The 15,858-nt window shown below is 37.5% G+C and carries 16 protein-coding genes; 5 read left to right on the top strand and 11 right to left on the bottom strand.

Annotated elements, in window-relative coordinates:
* On the top strand, positions 1-483 hold the full coding sequence (locus ABIB40_RS16295) for a MarR family winged helix-turn-helix transcriptional regulator (protein WP_354360453.1): 483 nt from the start codon (positions 1-3) through the stop codon (positions 481-483).
* 732 nt (positions 484-1,215) lie between these two features.
* On the opposite strand, the gene ABIB40_RS16290 is transcribed toward ABIB40_RS16295, so the two are convergent.
* The 11 genes from ABIB40_RS16290 to mce form a co-directional block, all read right to left on the bottom strand.
* Entirely contained in the window at positions 1,216-2,130 is a 915-nt protein-coding gene (locus tag ABIB40_RS16290; protein ID WP_354360452.1) for an SDR family NAD(P)-dependent oxidoreductase, read from the bottom strand.
* Positions 2,131-2,209: 79 nt separating this feature from the next.
* Positions 2,210-3,193, bottom strand: coding sequence for an MBL fold metallo-hydrolase (locus tag ABIB40_RS16285; RefSeq protein ID WP_354360451.1), 984 nt, complete (start codon positions 3,191-3,193; stop codon positions 2,210-2,212).
* Positions 3,190-3,756 carry a Crp/Fnr family transcriptional regulator gene (locus ABIB40_RS16280; RefSeq protein WP_354360450.1) on the bottom strand — a complete coding sequence of 189 codons (567 nt, stop codon included), beginning with the start codon at positions 3,754-3,756 and terminating at the stop codon, positions 3,190-3,192. The genes ABIB40_RS16285 and ABIB40_RS16280 overlap by 4 nt, the downstream gene beginning before the upstream one ends.
* A gap of 445 nt (positions 3,757-4,201) precedes the next feature.
* Positions 4,202-4,546 (bottom strand): helix-turn-helix domain-containing protein, encoded by a 345-nt coding sequence (locus ABIB40_RS16275; protein WP_354360449.1) that lies wholly within the window; start codon positions 4,544-4,546, stop codon positions 4,202-4,204.
* Positions 4,547-4,581: 35 nt separating this feature from the next.
* Entirely contained in the window at positions 4,582-5,424 is an 843-nt protein-coding gene (gene prmA, locus ABIB40_RS16270) for a 50S ribosomal protein L11 methyltransferase (protein ID WP_354360448.1), read from the bottom strand.
* Positions 5,424-6,185 (bottom strand): triose-phosphate isomerase, encoded by a 762-nt coding sequence (tpiA, locus tag ABIB40_RS16265; RefSeq protein WP_354360447.1) that lies wholly within the window; start codon positions 6,183-6,185, stop codon positions 5,424-5,426. The genes prmA and tpiA overlap by 1 nt, the downstream gene beginning before the upstream one ends.
* 74 nt (positions 6,186-6,259) lie before the next feature.
* A complete protein-coding gene (locus tag ABIB40_RS16260; RefSeq protein ID WP_354360446.1) occupies positions 6,260-7,438 on the bottom strand; it encodes a putative sugar nucleotidyl transferase in 1,179 nt (392 codons plus the stop codon).
* Positions 7,439-7,511: 73 nt separating this feature from the next.
* Positions 7,512-7,760, bottom strand: coding sequence for a type B 50S ribosomal protein L31 (locus ABIB40_RS16255; RefSeq protein WP_354360445.1), 249 nt, complete (start codon positions 7,758-7,760; stop codon positions 7,512-7,514).
* A gap of 301 nt (positions 7,761-8,061) precedes the next feature.
* Entirely contained in the window at positions 8,062-8,478 is a 417-nt protein-coding gene (locus tag ABIB40_RS16250) for a hypothetical protein (RefSeq protein WP_354360444.1), read from the bottom strand.
* 76 nt (positions 8,479-8,554) lie between these two features.
* A complete protein-coding gene (locus ABIB40_RS16245) occupies positions 8,555-10,573 on the bottom strand; it encodes a M3 family metallopeptidase (protein ID WP_354360443.1) in 2,019 nt (672 codons plus the stop codon).
* 456 nt (positions 10,574-11,029) lie between these two features.
* Positions 11,030-11,437 (bottom strand): methylmalonyl-CoA epimerase, encoded by a 408-nt coding sequence (gene mce, locus ABIB40_RS16240; RefSeq protein WP_354360442.1) that lies wholly within the window; start codon positions 11,435-11,437, stop codon positions 11,030-11,032.
* A gap of 118 nt (positions 11,438-11,555) precedes the next feature.
* On the opposite strand from mce, the gene ABIB40_RS16235 reads away from it, so the two are divergent.
* The 4 genes from ABIB40_RS16235 (at position 11,556) to ABIB40_RS16220 (ending at position 15,858) form a co-directional block, all read left to right on the top strand.
* A complete protein-coding gene (locus ABIB40_RS16235) occupies positions 11,556-12,767 on the top strand; it encodes an IscS subfamily cysteine desulfurase (RefSeq protein ID WP_354360441.1) in 1,212 nt (403 codons plus the stop codon).
* Positions 12,768-12,928: 161 nt separating this feature from the next.
* Entirely contained in the window at positions 12,929-13,342 is a 414-nt protein-coding gene (gene iscU / locus ABIB40_RS16230) for a Fe-S cluster assembly scaffold IscU (RefSeq protein ID WP_354360440.1), read from the top strand.
* 97 nt (positions 13,343-13,439) lie between these two features.
* Positions 13,440-13,766 carry a HesB/IscA family protein gene (locus tag ABIB40_RS16225; protein ID WP_354360439.1) on the top strand — a complete coding sequence of 109 codons (327 nt, stop codon included), beginning with the start codon at positions 13,440-13,442 and terminating at the stop codon, positions 13,764-13,766.
* A 178-nt stretch (positions 13,767-13,944) separates the two neighbouring features.
* A complete protein-coding gene (locus tag ABIB40_RS16220) occupies positions 13,945-15,858 on the top strand; it encodes an AMP-dependent synthetase/ligase (RefSeq protein ID WP_354360438.1) in 1,914 nt (637 codons plus the stop codon).

The raw sequence follows: 15,858 nt of genomic DNA, 5'->3' as shown, positions 1-15,858 counted from the left end.
ATGGGAGTTATCGAGGCATCGGGCGTTCTGGCCATCGCCACCCGCATGCAACGCTTAGGCGAACAAATGCGTAAAGACGGCGCTCTAATCTATAAAGCACATGGCATCGACTTTGAACCCAAATGGTTTCCAGTCATTTATACACTCAGTTTAAAACCGTTATTAAGCGTGGTAGAACTGGCTGCCGAAATTGGATATACCCATCCATCAACCATCGGCTTATTAAATGATTTGGAAAAGCAGAAAATAATTAAATCATCAAAAGACAAAACCGACGAGCGTAAGCGTCTTTTGCAGTTAACCGATAAAGGCAAAGCATTAATTGAACAAATGAAACCCGTTTGGATAATTATGATAGAAGCCTCTAACAGCCTAATCAATACTCAAAACAACCTGATGAAAGCAATTGCCGAGGTTGAGAAGCAAATGGAAATTCAGAGTTTTTATCTGCGCGCCAAAAGCATTATGGCTACTACCCAATAGATCTAGAAAATTATTATGCTGCAAGCATACATTTTAAGAAATTGGTTAAACGGTCGTGTCTACTGTTGCACAACTCATGAAAGATATAAACGCTTGCGAATAAAGCGCGGCAGCTGTTACACTTTTAGTTTTGTTATGCTTGCCGCTAACGTTTACGAATTGGTGATGGCTGGAGATTTAATGAATTTTTAGCCTAGAACCAACCCTCAATAAAGAAGTAAAAATACAGAATAGGTACAAAAGTTTATCGAAGAATTTGCAGCCAGAACGAAAGCCCAATAGCGAATAAAAATTTAAGGATTGCACTTTTGTCCTCAACTAATTGTTGCTTTACGTGGTTGAATTCTTCGTGTTTTATATACCGAATATTTAAGTTTTGCAATACGTGCTGAAATGGCATTGTTTGCAAGTATCATTTTAGTATCGCGCTAAATTAACGTAAACAGCTAACGAATTAACGTAAACCACTTTCAGCCATTCGACAATAAATTTGCTGTTATATGCCAGCGTTTTATTCATTGTCCGTTGGTTTCTTAATTTCCAACTACTTCTTATTGTCTTGCCTAGTACAAACTCCTTAAGACAACAGTCTTTAAATTCTGAATTTAAATAAAAGTGATCTGGAGGATAATTTACAATATATTGTTACTGATTTATAGAAAGCCGTCAAGACCGTAACTCGTACTTCGAAACTCAGACTGATAAAAACTTAGTTTATCTCCACGGCATTTCCTACAAATTTGTGTTTGTCAACTTTAAACTGGTATCCCAAAGGTCTTTTTGAAAATCCGCATTATAAGAATCACTGGAAGATTTTATCACTTTTCCATCTGAAAAATAGATGCCTTTCAGATTACTAAATTCTTTGGAAAATGCTAAATTAGCAAGTCTCGTTCCAGATTTTGAGGGCATATTAGTATTGTGTTTAAAAAGCGTCATTATTGGCATTATGTTTTTCCACAAAAACCTTATAGCGGCCGGGTAACTTTTAACAAGCCCTGTTCCGGGTGTTAAGCCAGGGTCGAAAGCATTAACGCGTATATTTGTATCTGCTAATTTCTCCTGCAAACTATACGCTGTTAACACATTACAGAGTTTAGAGGTTGTGTATCTTCTCTGCCCAACAATGTTGTGTTTCTCGGTAGCTGTTGCACTTGGATAAGCCAAATCTTCTACATTGGTATAAATAGGCGGTTCCATCCCAGTTTTTTTAGTTGCATCGTGGGTATCGCTTGCGGTAAATAAAATGCTTCCGTTTTTGTCCATAAATGGGAGCAACAATTGTGTCAGTGCAAAAGGACCTAAATGATTTGTGCCAAAAGTTATTTCAAATCCATCAGAAGTATATTGTGTTTTACCAATATTCTGCAAACCTGCATTGTTTACCAAGGCGACAATCGATTCGTGTTTTTCTTTAGCGAATGTCTCAACAAATTGCCTAATGGATTTTAGTGAAGCAAGATCCAGTTGCAAACATTTGAGATGTTGGTGCCCAGTTTTTTCCTTGATTTTGCTAATCGCTTCATTGCCGGCTTGGACATTTCTGCAAGCTAAAATGATTTCTTCGCTTTTTGCGATTTTCGCCATTTGCAAGGTACATTCATATCCTATTCCGCTATTTGCACCTGTGATTATTATTGTTTTCATTTTTCATTTTTTAAAATTCTAATACAAAGGTCTAGCATTTGAAAATGAAACCATTTGCCATTTGGCAAATAAAAAAAAACTATAAAAGCACTTTCTTCCCAATTGTTCCAAAAATTATATTAGCTAACTCTTCTTTATTCATAATATCCTGTAAAGCTTCTTTTGGAAGAAAAATCGGCTCATCACTTAAGTCAAAAGTGCCATAATGCATTGGGAAGAGTTTGCTTGCTTTAAGCATTCGCTGGCATTCTACCGCTTCCGCCGGGTTGGTGTGAGAATCTCTCATAAACCAGTTTGGCTCGTAAGCCCCGATACCGATAAATGCATAATCTATTTTAGGGAACAATTTGCCTATCTGTGTAAAGTGGTCGTCAATTCCGCTGTCGCCTGCAAAATATAGACAATGGTTCGCTGCCTGAATCATAAAACCGCCCCATAGCATTTCATTTAGGTCAAAAAGCCCACGCCTACTCCAATGTTTACTCGGCACTAAAGAGATGTTTATTCCTGCAATCTCTTTAAATTGCTGATACCACCCTGCTTCGATAATTTCATTTTTGATAGACCAGTTGCGTAATAATTTTGATATACCAAGAGTGGTGTAAATTACCGCCTGGGGGTTTCGATTACAAAGTTGTTTGATGCTTTTTTCGTCTAAATGGTCACGATGATTGTGTGATAACAGGATAATATCAATATAAATCAAATCCGTTGGACTACAAGGAAATTCTGTATATCTTTTCAATGGCCCTATTTTACCGAATACAGGATCTATGATGATATTTTTTTCATTCAACGTAAAAACAAAAGTTGCATGTCCCAGCCAAGTGAAACCATTTCGCTTATCTGATAGAAAATCACTGTTCTTTAGTACTTCTACGTTTGTTTTTTGGTTTTTCTTGTGTTTTCTAAACGGATTTTTACTTAACTGCCACTTGAATAAATCTTTGTATGTTTTTTCACTTTTCCCATGTAGGTTTTTGTATCTTCCTTCAGCATCAAGCGGATTTCCCTCCCAGTTTTCTGTTAGGATAGGAAGGTTTTCATTTAATATCTTTCTCATAGGTTTTTTCTTATTCTACTTAACGAGGATTGGGTTATCCCCATATATGATGCGAGATTAGAAAGCGGAATTCTATTGGCTAGTGTTGGGAATTTTTCTAAAAACATCAGATAGCGCGTTGTTGCATCTTCTGCCAACATCGGACTTAATTTGTTTACTTTTTCTATCAACGCCTTTGTTGTTATTTGGCTGATGATCTTATCCCAGCCAATGATGGTCATCGATAGTTCATCCAATGCTTCGGTCGAAAAAATTAAAAGTGAACAATCTGTTACCGCCTGCACATATTCTGACGAAGGAATTTTTTGTGTAAAACTGTTAATGTCCACAGCAAAGTTGTTTTCATCTATAAAATATTTTGTTATTTCTTCGCCCTTGCTATCGTAATAGCAAACACGTAAAATTCCATGGGTAATAAAGGCAACTCGTTTGGGTATTTTCCCAGCTTCAGAAAAATATTCGTCCTTTTTCAATTCTAAGGATTTCGCTTTGCTTTTAACCAATTCAATTTGTTGCACATTTAGTTGTCCGAACTGCAACAGATAATTAATTAATTTGTCCATAGTCGCAAAGATGATATTTGCAAATCTAGTTTGATTTGTCAAATGGCAAAAATTTTAGGCCCAATTAATCGTTTTTATAAATATGTGAGATTACTTTTAATTAACCGCCCGAAAGTTCCTTAACTTTTAAGCTATCAAAACTAGAGAATGAAAAACATAATGGTAATTGGCACATCTGGATTTTCAGGAAAACACCTTTGGCCGCAATTGAAGGAAGATTGATTCTCATCAACATATCTTCCGATGTAAAGCGCTTAATAAATATTGGGTTGCTTGTTACCATAATTAAGCATCCGTTCTTTATTAATACCTTGGTTTTTTGAGAATTTTATTATTATCCATTCATCTATTGCGCCAATCAATCCCAATAAAAAGTCAAAACCAACTAAAAATATATAAGAAAATTTAGATCGCGTAGACGCGGATTAGGAAGAACTTGACAATGTTACATACCCAACTTATCGTAAAGATCTATAACTTTTTTTCTTAGCTTATTAAGTTCTTCTTCCTTCAATAACAAGTCTTTCTTTAAAGAAAGAACTTCTTCCTTGTTAGCTGACTGACTATAGTTGGTGGCAAATAACTCCGTCGGTGTAGTCTTTAAAACTTTGCAAATCTGCATCAACCTAGAAATATTCAAATCTGTTTGGCCGTTTTCTATTTTGCAATAAGCAGGAGCAGAAATTTTTAACAGTTTGGCCATAGCGGCTTGACTAAGCCCTAAACCAGCCCTTTGCTTTTTGATTTTTGAAGCAATATCTTCCAATTCCCTTACCATTTGCTCCTCCAATCAGCATCCTGTTAAAGAGGAAAAATTAATACTGACTAGATTTCCTTAACAAATTGCGCAGCAACCCAATTGTCTTGTTGCTTATGGTCAACATAATTTAGTCCGTACTTTGCGCACTCAACCTTAATAAGTTCTAAATCAGGATCAAGATAAAAACCGCTAAAGAAGATGCGGCCATTATCAACCAACACCTCTGCGTAACGCGAAATCTGATCTAAAAGAATATTTCGATTGATATTGGCAAAAATTACATCGAATGCGCTTTCTGGAATGGCCTCCTTACTTCCACAAACCGCGGTAATATTTTCAATATGGTTTAACGCTGCATTCTCTTTTGTGCTCTCGTAGCAAACCTCATCATAATCGACTGCGGTTAGTTCTTTCGCGCCCATTTTTGCAGCCAAAATAGCTAAAATACCGGTACCGCAGCCCATATCTAAAACTGTCTTGTCTTTAACATCTGCAGCTATAATGTACTCCATCATCATGGTAGTGGTTTGATGATGCCCTGTACCAAAAGCCATTTTTGGATCTATAACAATCTCGTAGGGATAGGAAGGTTCTAGTTTGTGGAACGTAGCCCTTACGTAGCACACATCATAAACAACAAGTGGTTCGAAGTTCTTCTCCCATTCCAAGTTCCAATTCTCCTCGGGTACATCTTCGATTTCATAGCTGGTCGCAAATTCCTTTTCATAATTTGCGATAACCACCTTTAGTTGTTCCTCACTGAAATGATCTTTTATCATATATGCTGTAAAGCCATTTTTTGCTTCCTCAAAAGCATCAAAGCCAATATCAGCAAGATCGTTAATAAACAAATCTTGCTGATAATCTTCGATTTTATCGAACTGAACTACTACCTTTATGTATTGCATTAGCTATTGAATACCCTAATAATATCTGTAAAATCTCTAGATTTTAGGGAAGCGCCGCCAATTAAGCCGCCATCAATGTCTTTTTGAGAAAAAAGCTCGTTGGCATTTTTTGGATTGCAACTTCCGCCGTATAAAATACTGGTATCATCTGCCACGTTGAAACCGTAATTGGCTTCAATTTCGCTCCGTATAAACGCGTGGATGTCTTGCGCTTGCTCTGGCGTGGCTGTTAATCCTGTACCTATAGCCCAAATAGGCTCGTAAGCAATTGTTATTTTGCTAAAATCTGCCTCTGTAAGGCTAAACAAGCCATGCAACAATTGTTTCTTCAACACTTCATAATAACTCCCGTTGTTGCGTTCATCTAAGGTTTCTCCAATACAAAATATAGGATTTAAATGATGCTCCAAAGCTTTTTTAGTTTTTGCAGCAAGTAGTTCATCGCTTTCGGCAAAATATTCTCTGCGTTCTGAATGGCCAATAATTACATACTCAGCACCTGTAGATTTTACCATTTTGGCAGAAATTTCGCCGGTAAAAGCTCCACTCTCGTTATCACTAATGTTTTGCGAACCAATTTTAACTTCGGCGCCACCTAGTTTTGCCAAACTGTTTAAATGAATATAGGGAGGACAAATTACAACTAGCTGATCGCCTTTGCGCTCATCTTTAACCATGTTTACAATCTCGCTAAATAACGAAACACCTTCGTTATAATCTAAATTCATTTTCCAGTTCCCTGCAATAATATTTTTTCTCATCTCATTGGTTTTAAGCTGTATTGGCAATCTTACAACGTATTTGAAGATAACCCCTGCACAGCATTTTTATTGTGTTAATTAAATTTTCTAAATCTTTTGGTTTGCTCAAACACGTGTTCCATTATCTCTTTTTCTAGTTTATCAAAAGGCATATCTCTACGATTGAAAACTTTTTCGGCGGTTTCGGTCATTTTCTTTAGACTGTATTCTTCTATCTTAGCAGCACCGCCCCAAGAAAAATCTGGAATAAAGTTTCGTGGAAAACCAGCTCCAAATATATTAGCTGCAACACCTACCACCGTACCTGTATTAAACATGGTATCTATGGCACACTTGGCATGATCTGCCATAATAAGCCCGCAGAATTGTAAACCAGTATCTCTAAAACGCTCTGTTGTGTAATCCCAAAGTTTTACGTTAGCATAATTATTTTTTAGGTTAGAGTTATTGGTATCAGCGCCCAGATTGCACCATTGACCCAAAACCGCGTTACCCAAATAACCCTCATGGCCTTTAGAAGAGTAGCCCCAAATAACCGCGTTGTTCAATTCTCCTCCTACCCTGCTGTATGGGCCTACAGTGCTACCAGGATATATTTTTGTACCCATCTTTATTGAAGAATGTTCGCAAAGTGCAAAAGAACCACGGATGGCGCTCAACTCAAAAACCTGAGAATTTTTACCCAAATAAATCGGGCCTTGCAAACTGTTAAAAACAGAACATTCGGCAGTTGCACCTTCTTCTACAAAAATATTGTCACCCAGAAATGTATTGGTATTGCTCAACTTAGCAGAGTTTCTTCCCTTAGTTAAAAGATTAAAATCTTTATTAATCTCTGCTACATTATTTGAAAAAATATGTTCTGGATAGGATATTTTCAACAAATCTCTATCAAACGCTATATGCTTTAAATCCTTTCTGGGATTAAAATCATGCTGAATGATAGAAGTTGCTTTATAAGCGATCACCAAATCCCCTTTCAACAAAACTTCTCCATCCAAAAGTTGATCAACAGCATCTAACAGCGCTTGACCTGGACAAATTGAGCCGTTTATAAAAGTATCTGCATGCTGATGGGCAGTAAATTTTTGCGAAAGGTAGCTTTTGGTTATAAAACCAAACTCGGCATTAAAGTATTTTGCCCATTTTTCTGCTATGGTGAGTATTCCAATCCTCAAATCGGCCACTGGGCGCGTAAAAGTTAGTGGATTTAGAGTTTCCCAACTGTCGTCATCAAAGAAATTGATTGTCATAAGCAGCAAAAATAAAAAAAGTCCGCTGTTTTTAACACGCGGACTTCAAAAAAATATTATAAGTGCTAGAAAATTACTTCTTCGCGTAACGAGTTTTAAACTTATCGATACGACCAGCAGTATCTACCAATTTCATTTTTCCTGTATAAAAAGGATGAGAAGTGTTAGAAATTTCCAACTTATAAAGTGGATACTCATTTCCATCTTCCCACTTAACTGTTTCTTTTGTTTCTACGCAAGACTTAGTTAAAAAGGCATGCTCATTAGACATATCTTTAAAAACCACTGGTCTGTAATTTGTAGGATGCAAATCTTTTTTCATTTTAATATTCTTTAGTTATTTGTGTAAAAACTTTAAGACCCTTTTTGCAATTTGCTGGCAACAACGGCTATAACGTTTTCTATTAATCTTTTCTACTTTTAGAGGTTGCAAATGTACCAAAACATTTTATTAAAAGCAATATGCAATCAAAAAATAAACAAGATGACGTTTTGCCATTTTATTGGATAAATGACGTTGAACGAAGAACGGATTTCGCACCGCTTTAAATTAAACAAATAACTATTGAATTACCTTATACCGCGGCAAGCGACTATTTGCACAATTTTGGTGTTAGCTGATATTATAATTCAGACGACTTAAATACATTACCCACCCAACTCCTTTTTGTCGTTCCATCATTTTTGATTGTTTTAACAAGTAATATTGTGTATGAATCAAATTCATTAGGGTCTTTAAGGTTTTTCTTAATACATTGAGCTATTGATTTCTCCAAAACTTTTTGCTGGTCATCACTTGTGGGAATATTTTTTCCATTTGTTATACTCACTGTGAGTTCTGTAGATGTCTTTTTGTTTTTTGTAACTTCTTTTCCTTGAAGATTAATATTCTCTGCCGTAACAAGACTGGTAAGTGCATTTTGAAACTTATTATTATCGATAAATACCGGATTCTTTACATTTGCGGTCGTCATGGTACAACTAAACAGCATTGTTGTCAAGCAAATAATTTGATAAAAAGTGTTCTTTGTTAATTTCATTTTTGAGCTATTTAAATTTTAACTTGTTAAGTTGGGTTATTAATAATTGTCAGGACAATTGTAGCTAATTTAACGCTTAAAGCAACCCTCGTTTCCTTAACATTGGTCTTATATCTGGCTTGTGCCCCCTAAAGTCAAAAAACATTTTGTTGTAGTCTTCTGTGTTCCCTTTCGATAAAATCATGTCTCTAAACCGCTGACCGTTTTCGCGTGTTAGACCACCGTGTTCTTGAAACCAAGAAAATGCATCATTCTCTAGCATTGATGTCCAGGTATAAGCATAGTAACCTGCTGCATAACCGTTGCTCCAAATGTGTAGAAAATAACTACTTCTGTACCTTGGTGGCACAGCATTTAAATTTAAATGCGTTTTTTCTAACGCAGCTTTTTCAAAATCATCTACGTTTTGCAATGGGCTGCCAGCAGGGAGTGTGTGCCACTGCATGTCTAAAGCCGAGGCAGCCAATGCTTCGGTAAAAGCGTATCCCTCGTTAAAAGTGCTTGCTTTTTTAATTTTATCTAACAATTCTTGCGGCATTGGCTTACCTGTTTTGTAGTGAACTGCGTAGTTTTTTAACACCTTTGGGTTTGATGCCCAATGCTCGTTAAATTGCGATGGAAATTCTACAAAATCTCTGGCTACGTTTGTACCAGAAATGCTGGCATATTTCTGGTTGCCAAACAGGCCATGGAGGGCATGGCCAAATTCGTGAAACATGGTAGTTACGTTATCAAAACTTAATAACGCAGGCTGTCCATCTGCAGGTTTTGTAAAGTTGCATACATTATACACCACTGGTTTTTCGCCAAACAATTTAGATTGAGGCACGAGATTATCCATCCAGGCGCCACCACTTTTGTTGTCGCGTTTAAAATAATCGCAATAAAAAAGACCAAGTTGGCTGCCATCTTTATCCATCACATCGAAAAAACGAACATCTTTTTGATATACTGGCAAATCCTTACGTTCTTTAAAAGTAATGCCGTATAACTGGTTAGCTGCATAAAAAACACCTTTTTCTAGCACGTTATTTAGTTCAAAATAAGGTTTTATCTCATTTTCATCGATGTTGTATTTGGCCTTTCTTACTTGCTCAGCATAAAAATTCCAATCCCAGGGTTGCACTTTAAATCCTCCTTTTTGTTTGTCGATAAGAGTTTGAATGTCGGCCTCTTCTGCTTTTGCCTTTGCCGTTGCAGCAGGGACCAAATCATTTAAAAAAGCGTTGACCACTTCTGGCGTTTTGGCCATTTGGTCTTGCAACTTCCACGCGGCATAGTTGGCAAAACCCAAAAGCTTTGCCTGCTCACCACGAATTTGTGCAATGCGAGAAATTGTTTTTCGAGTGTCGTTTGCATCGCTCATTTCTGCGCGGTTCCAAGATTTAGAAAATAACTTCTCTCTATCGCTCCTATTTGCCATGTCTTGTAAATCTGGTTGTTGCGTTGTATTTGCCAAGCCTTTTCCTGCAGCCAATAGCTTATTACTGAACTGAGAAGTTAAAACAGCTTCTTCTTTATTTAAAGTTTTGAGTTTTGCTTTGTCGGCATCTGATAAATTGGCGCCTGCCAAGGTAAATTTCTGATAATAATAATCAACCAACCTCAACGATTCAGCGTCCAATTTACTAGAATCTTTTTGATTGTGCACCGCTTTAACCCTTGCAAACAACTTACTATTTAAATAAATGGCATCGTAATTTGCAGATTGCTTTGGGGCAATCTCTTCTTGCAGTTTTTGCAGCGTAGGATTTGTGTTGGCGCCGGTAAGCAACCCAAATACACGGTTTACCCTGCCCAAATATTGCCCACTTTTCTCTATACCCAAAATGGTATTCTCGAAATTAGGCGCCGCAGCGTTATTTTTAACCGAATCTATCTCTTGCTGCTGCTGTTTCATAGCCGCTTCAAAAGCGGGTGCAAAATCACCGTCTTTAATCTTATCAAAGCTCGGTGCTTCCCACGCCAACGTGCTTGGTTTTGCAAAAACGCCAGAAGTATCTGAGGCAAATGTACTCTTATTGGTTTTTGGGTTACTACAACTTGTGGCGGCGACAATAACTACCAATGGTAAATAAAGGATGGTTTTTTTCATAGTTAGAATTCTTAAAGCTTTTTAAGCGTTAAACGCGATAAATATACAATATTCTGAAAGTTAACTTACTTACAGCCCTTATTGTAAAAAGCTACAGGACTATTGTTATTTTAACTTGTCTGATAAACATAATTTTTGAGCTTGCTGATTGGATGGGCTGTTGGTGGTTTAACCTGCTAATTTCACATTGGGTTGAAACCCACCGCTAAAAAATCGGCCGCTCCTACAGAGCTTTAGAAAAACCTAATATCGTAATCATTCTTCAAAAAACTGACAATGAATAGCTTGGCTTAATAATAACACGGCGGCTTGGTTAGTTGTTAACAACACTGGTTTTCGTTTATAAACCTGATAAAAGCGGCAGCTCCCGATTTTTCATCGGGACTATAGCGGTTAGCAGGGCTTGCGGAACCTATGAAAAACCGCCCCTCCATTTTCTAATTATTATCAATTTTTTTATAACCATTTAATCTCTTGGCAAAGTTCTATCAACACGCCATTGGTATTTTTTGGGTGTAGAAAACAAACCATTTTGTTATCTGCACCTTTCTTTGGCGACTCGCTTAGCAGCACGAAACCCTCATTATGTAAGCGCTCCATTTCTGCCAGAATATCATCTACCTCAAACGCAATATGATGAACACCCTCTCCTTTTTTCGCCAAAAATTTTGCAATTGGACTGTCGGGAGAAGTTGCCTCTAGCAGTTCTATTTTATTTTCGCCCGATTTAAAGAAAGCTGTTTTTACCTGTTCACTTTCAACATGTTCTGTTTTATAACAATCGGTATTGAGCAATTTTTCATAAACATCTATTGCTTGGTTCAAATCGCTTACAGCGATGCCCACGTGTTCTATTTTTTTCATTAATTTAAGGTTGGTTAAATGTAAAAATACTTGCCTGATTTTTAGCCAACGGGATAAACCGCAATTTGTTAGAAAAGTTTTTACGTATCTTTGTACAACAAAAATAAGAGAACTTAGCATGAAACAGCCGATATATTTAGATAATAATGCAACCACCCCTTTAGACCCAAGGGTTTTAGAGGCAATGTTGCCTTATTTTACCGAGAAATTTGGAAACGCTGCTAGCCGAAACCATGCTTTTGGTTGGGTTGCAGAAGAGGGTGTAGATTATGCCCGCGAGCAGGTTGCTAAGTTGATTGGCTGTACCGAAAAGGAAATTATTTTTACGTCTGGAGCAACTGAGGCCGACAATTTGGGCATTAAAGGTGTTTTTGAAATGTACAAAGAAAAAGGCAACCATATTATTACCGCGGTTACCGAACACAAGGCGGTATTAGATACTTGTAAACATTTAGAGAAAAATGGTGCAAGGGTTACTTATTTAGGTGTTAAAGAAGATGGCTTAATAGATCTTGCAGAATTAGAAGCTGCAATGACGCCAGAAACCATTTTGGTTTGTATTATGTATGGCAACAACGAAATTGGCCTTATTCAGCCGGTTAAAGAAATTGCTGCCATTGCACACAAATATGGTGCTTTATTTATGAGCGATGCCACGCAAGCGGTTGGAAAAATTCCTGTCGACGTAAATACAGACGGAATTGATTTGATGGCTTTTACCGCCCATAAAATGTATGGTCCAAAAGGTGTCGGCGCACTTTATGTTCGCAGAAAAAACCCAAGGGTTAAAGTTACTTCACAAATGGATGGTGGCGGCCACGAACGCGGAATGCGTTCTGGTACGTTGAACGTTCCTGGCATTGTGGGTCTTGGAAAAGCATGCGAATTATGCAGGTTGGAAATGGAAAGCGAAGCTAAACGTTTATCTGCTTTGCGCGATAGATTGGAAAGCACGCTAAACAAAATGGAAGAAAGCTATGTTAATGGAAATACGGCACATAGATTACCTCATGTATCTAACATTTCCTTTAAATATGTAGAAGGCGAAGGTTTGATGATGGCGATGAGCGATTTGGCAGTTTCGTCTGGCTCTGCATGTACTTCGGCTTCTTTAGAGCCTTCTTACGTGTTGAAAAGTTTAGGTCTGTCTGATGATTTGGCACATTCTTCCATCCGTTACGGCTTAGGTAGGTTTACAACTGATGAAGATATTGATCATGCGATAGCGATTACCGAGAAAGCGGTAAATCACTTGCGCGAACTTTCTCCGTTGTGGGAAATGTTTAAAGAAGGTATAGATTTGAGCAAAATAGAATGGGCAGAACATTAATTTTCGAAGCAAATTAATGTGTTGAAAGTTAAGAGTTAAAAGTTATCGGCCAGGATGCCAAATCATCAGACATAACCCTTAACCTATAACCTATAACCTATAACCTATAACCTATAACCAAAAAACAGTCACCTTCGCAGAAGGTTTAAAAAAATAAACGCATGGCATATTCAGAAAAAGTAATAGATCATTATAACAACCCGCGGAATGTGGGTACGCTTAACAAGAGCGAGAAAAATGTGGGCACAGGTTTGGTAGGCGCTCCAGAATGTGGCGATGTAATGCGTTTGCAGATCGAGGTTGGTGCAGATAACATCATTACAGATGCTAAATTTAAAACCTTTGGATGCGGATCAGCAATTGCCTCTTCTTCTTTAGCAACAGAGTGGTTAAAGGGAAAGACAATTGATCAAGCATTAACAATCGACAACATGGACATTGTGGAAGAATTGGCTTTACCGCCAGTAAAAATCCATTGTTCTGTGTTGGCAGAAGATGCAATTAAGTCGGCCATTAACGATTACCGCGTTAAGAATGGTCTTGAGGCGTTTGTTTCTGCAAAAAGTCATCATTAGTAACAGGGGTTGAAGGTTACGAGTTAAAGGTTGCAAGTCTAATTTACATATCCTTGCCTCGCAACACGTAACCTATAACCCACAACATTTTTAAAACATGATAACCATAACCAATAAAGCAAAAGAAAAAATTGGCCATTTGATGCAAGATTCAGCAATGGGCGAGGACTATTTTTTACGGGTTTCTGTAAAAGGTGGTGGCTGCTCTGGGCTAACTTATAACTTAGATTTCGACAATGAAGTAAAAACGGGTGATCAATTCTTTGAGGACAAAGGAATTAAACTTGCCTTAGAAATGAAATCGTTCCTCTATTTGGCAGGCACAGAATTAGATTTTACAGATGGTATAAACGGCAAAGGTTTTAACTTTATAAATCCCAATGCAAGTAGAACTTGCGCTTGCGGAGAAAGTTTCTCTGTTTAAACCTGATATAAGATATTTAAGAGCTTCGATATTTTCGAGGCTTTTTTTATGGATTATAGTTTCCATTCGCTCTTAACATTTATTCCCTATTTAGCTCTATTCAAGTAATAAATATTGCTTTGCAATATTATTCCAAAATAGGTATTATTGCTTGTTCAAATATCACAACATTACCAAAATGCCTTTAATAACCGAATATTCCACCGTGCCAACGCTTTTAAGAAACGTTGTAGAACACCTTCATAAGCCAAGCGAGACTTTCTTAATGGCTAAAAGAGGCGATATTTGGGATGAAATTTCTTTCGAAGAAGCCTTAAAAAAAGCAGATGCAGTATCTGCTTACTTTTTAGAAAAAGGCATTAACAAAGGCGATCGCTTAGGTTTGATTATAGAAAATTCACCCGAATATGTGTACTACGACCAAGGATTACAGCAAATTGGCGCAATAAATGTATCTATTTACCCTACACTTTCAGAAAAAGAAACAGAATACATCATTAATGATTCAGGCATAAAAGCTTTGCTGATCGGCACCAGTTTCTTATATAAAAAAGTGTTAAAGCTTATTTCTAACGCAAAGTCTATCCAATATTTAATTCCTGCTTTCGCCGATTATGAGGCAATTGAAATCCCCGCAAATTTGAATGTAGAAGTCATCGCTTTCGCTGATATTTTGGCGTTAAAACATCAGGTTACGTCTTCAGAACAAGCTGCGATAGATCAATGCAGGAAATTGGTAGCGCCACAAGATGTTTCATCATTAATTTACACCTCTGGCACCACAGGTACGCCAAAAGGCGTAATGCTTACTCACAGCAATTTTGTAGAGAATGTAAAGGTTTGTCTGGAGCAAATTCCCGTAATCGATAAAAACGAAACCTTTCTGTCTTTTCTACCACTTTCTCACGTCTTTGAGCGTACAGCTACCTACCATGTGTGTTGTGCCCAAGGTTGCAAAATAGCCTTTGCTCAAAGCTTAGAACTATTGGCCAAAAACATGGGAGAAGTTAAACCCACCGTAATGAGCTGCGTTCCGCGTTTATTAGAGCGCATACACGATAAAGCTGTAAAATCTGCCACCACAAATGGAGGCACAAAAGCCAACATATTTAACTGGGCCTTAGAAACTGGAAAAAAACATCGCAACGCAATAGAAAACGAAGAAAAGCCAGGCTTTTTGTTAAACATCAAAAAAGCAATAGCAGAAAAATTGGTGTTTAGCAAGATAAAAGACAAAACCGGCGGGCGATTAAAATTTATGATTTCTGGTGGGGCTGCGCTGCCCAAAAACATCGGAGAGTTTTTTGGGGATCTTGGAATTGTAATTTTAGAAGGGTTTGGCTTAACCGAAACTTCGCCCGTGATGTCGGTAACAGAGTTTCATCGCCAAGTTTACGGTACCGTAGGAAGAATAATTCCAGGCATAGAAGTTGGAATACAGAACATAGAATCGAAGGCATTCGTGGCCAAGCAAACGCACGAAAGCTTTGATCCAAACTTCGAGTGCGAAGAAGGCGAAGTGATTGTAAGAGGCCACTGTGTAATGAAAGGCTACTTTAACAAACCAGCCGAAACCGCTGAGGCTATTGATAAAGATGGCTGGTTCCACACCGGAGATATCGGTAGATTTTACAAAGGAAACCTACAGATTACCGATCGTTTAAAAAACATGATTGTAAACGCGTATGGAAAGAACATTTATCCAACACCAGTTGAAAACATCTATTTAAAAAGCCTAAAAATCGACCAATTGTTTCTAATTGGCGATAAACGTGAATTTATCACGGCCATTATTGTTCCCAATAGAGAAACACTGCAAGAAACTTTTAAGTTAAAAAACAACTTCTTCGAACAGGATGGTTCTTTTATAGACGACGCCGAAATTGTTTCCTGGATGGAAAAAGACATTAAAAAAATATCTACCGAGTTGGCAAAATTCGAGCGCATTAAGGCTTTCAAAATAAAACGTTTGCCGTTTAGTATTGATGATGGGGAAATTACGCCAACGTTAAAAGTTAAGCGAAAGGTAGTGGAGAGCAAATATGCCGAGGATATTTCGAAGATGTATAAAGGTTCAGAAAAAGAATGTTAA

It is taken from the genome of Pedobacter sp. UYP30 (assembly GCF_040547165.1).
In the GTDB taxonomy this organism is placed as follows: domain Bacteria; phylum Bacteroidota; class Bacteroidia; order Sphingobacteriales; family Sphingobacteriaceae; genus Pedobacter.
This window is presented reverse-complemented; position numbering and strand designations above follow the sequence as displayed.

Excerpts from the sequence above, each read along its gene's own strand:
- ABIB40_RS16295 (WP_354360453.1), top strand. The coding sequence starts at position 1 with ATGGGAGTTATCGAGGCATCGGGCGTTCTGGCCATCGCCACCCGCATG.
- ABIB40_RS16290 (WP_354360452.1), bottom strand. The coding sequence starts at position 2,130 with ATGAAAACAATAATAATCACAGGTGCAAATAGCGGAATAGGATATGAA.
- ABIB40_RS16285 (WP_354360451.1), bottom strand. The coding sequence starts at position 3,193 with ATGAGAAAGATATTAAATGAAAACCTTCCTATCCTAACAGAAAACTGG.
- ABIB40_RS16280 (WP_354360450.1), bottom strand. The coding sequence starts at position 3,756 with ATGGACAAATTAATTAATTATCTGTTGCAGTTCGGACAACTAAATGTG.
- prmA (WP_354360448.1), bottom strand. The coding sequence starts at position 5,424 with ATGCAATACATAAAGGTAGTAGTTCAGTTCGATAAAATCGAAGATTAT.
- tpiA (WP_354360447.1), bottom strand. The coding sequence starts at position 6,185 with ATGAGAAAAAATATTATTGCAGGGAACTGGAAAATGAATTTAGATTAT.
- ABIB40_RS16260 (WP_354360446.1), bottom strand. The coding sequence starts at position 7,438 with ATGACAATCAATTTCTTTGATGACGACAGTTGGGAAACTCTAAATCCA.
- ABIB40_RS16255 (WP_354360445.1), bottom strand. The coding sequence starts at position 7,760 with ATGAAAAAAGATTTGCATCCTACAAATTACAGACCAGTGGTTTTTAAA.
- ABIB40_RS16250 (WP_354360444.1), bottom strand. The coding sequence starts at position 8,478 with ATGAAATTAACAAAGAACACTTTTTATCAAATTATTTGCTTGACAACA.
- ABIB40_RS16245 (WP_354360443.1), bottom strand. The coding sequence starts at position 10,573 with ATGAAAAAAACCATCCTTTATTTACCATTGGTAGTTATTGTCGCCGCC.
- mce (WP_354360442.1), bottom strand. The coding sequence starts at position 11,437 with ATGAAAAAAATAGAACACGTGGGCATCGCTGTAAGCGATTTGAACCAA.
- ABIB40_RS16235 (WP_354360441.1), top strand. The coding sequence starts at position 11,556 with ATGAAACAGCCGATATATTTAGATAATAATGCAACCACCCCTTTAGAC.
- iscU (WP_354360440.1), top strand. The coding sequence starts at position 12,929 with ATGGCATATTCAGAAAAAGTAATAGATCATTATAACAACCCGCGGAAT.
- ABIB40_RS16225 (WP_354360439.1), top strand. The coding sequence starts at position 13,440 with ATGATAACCATAACCAATAAAGCAAAAGAAAAAATTGGCCATTTGATG.
- ABIB40_RS16220 (WP_354360438.1), top strand. The coding sequence starts at position 13,945 with ATGCCTTTAATAACCGAATATTCCACCGTGCCAACGCTTTTAAGAAAC.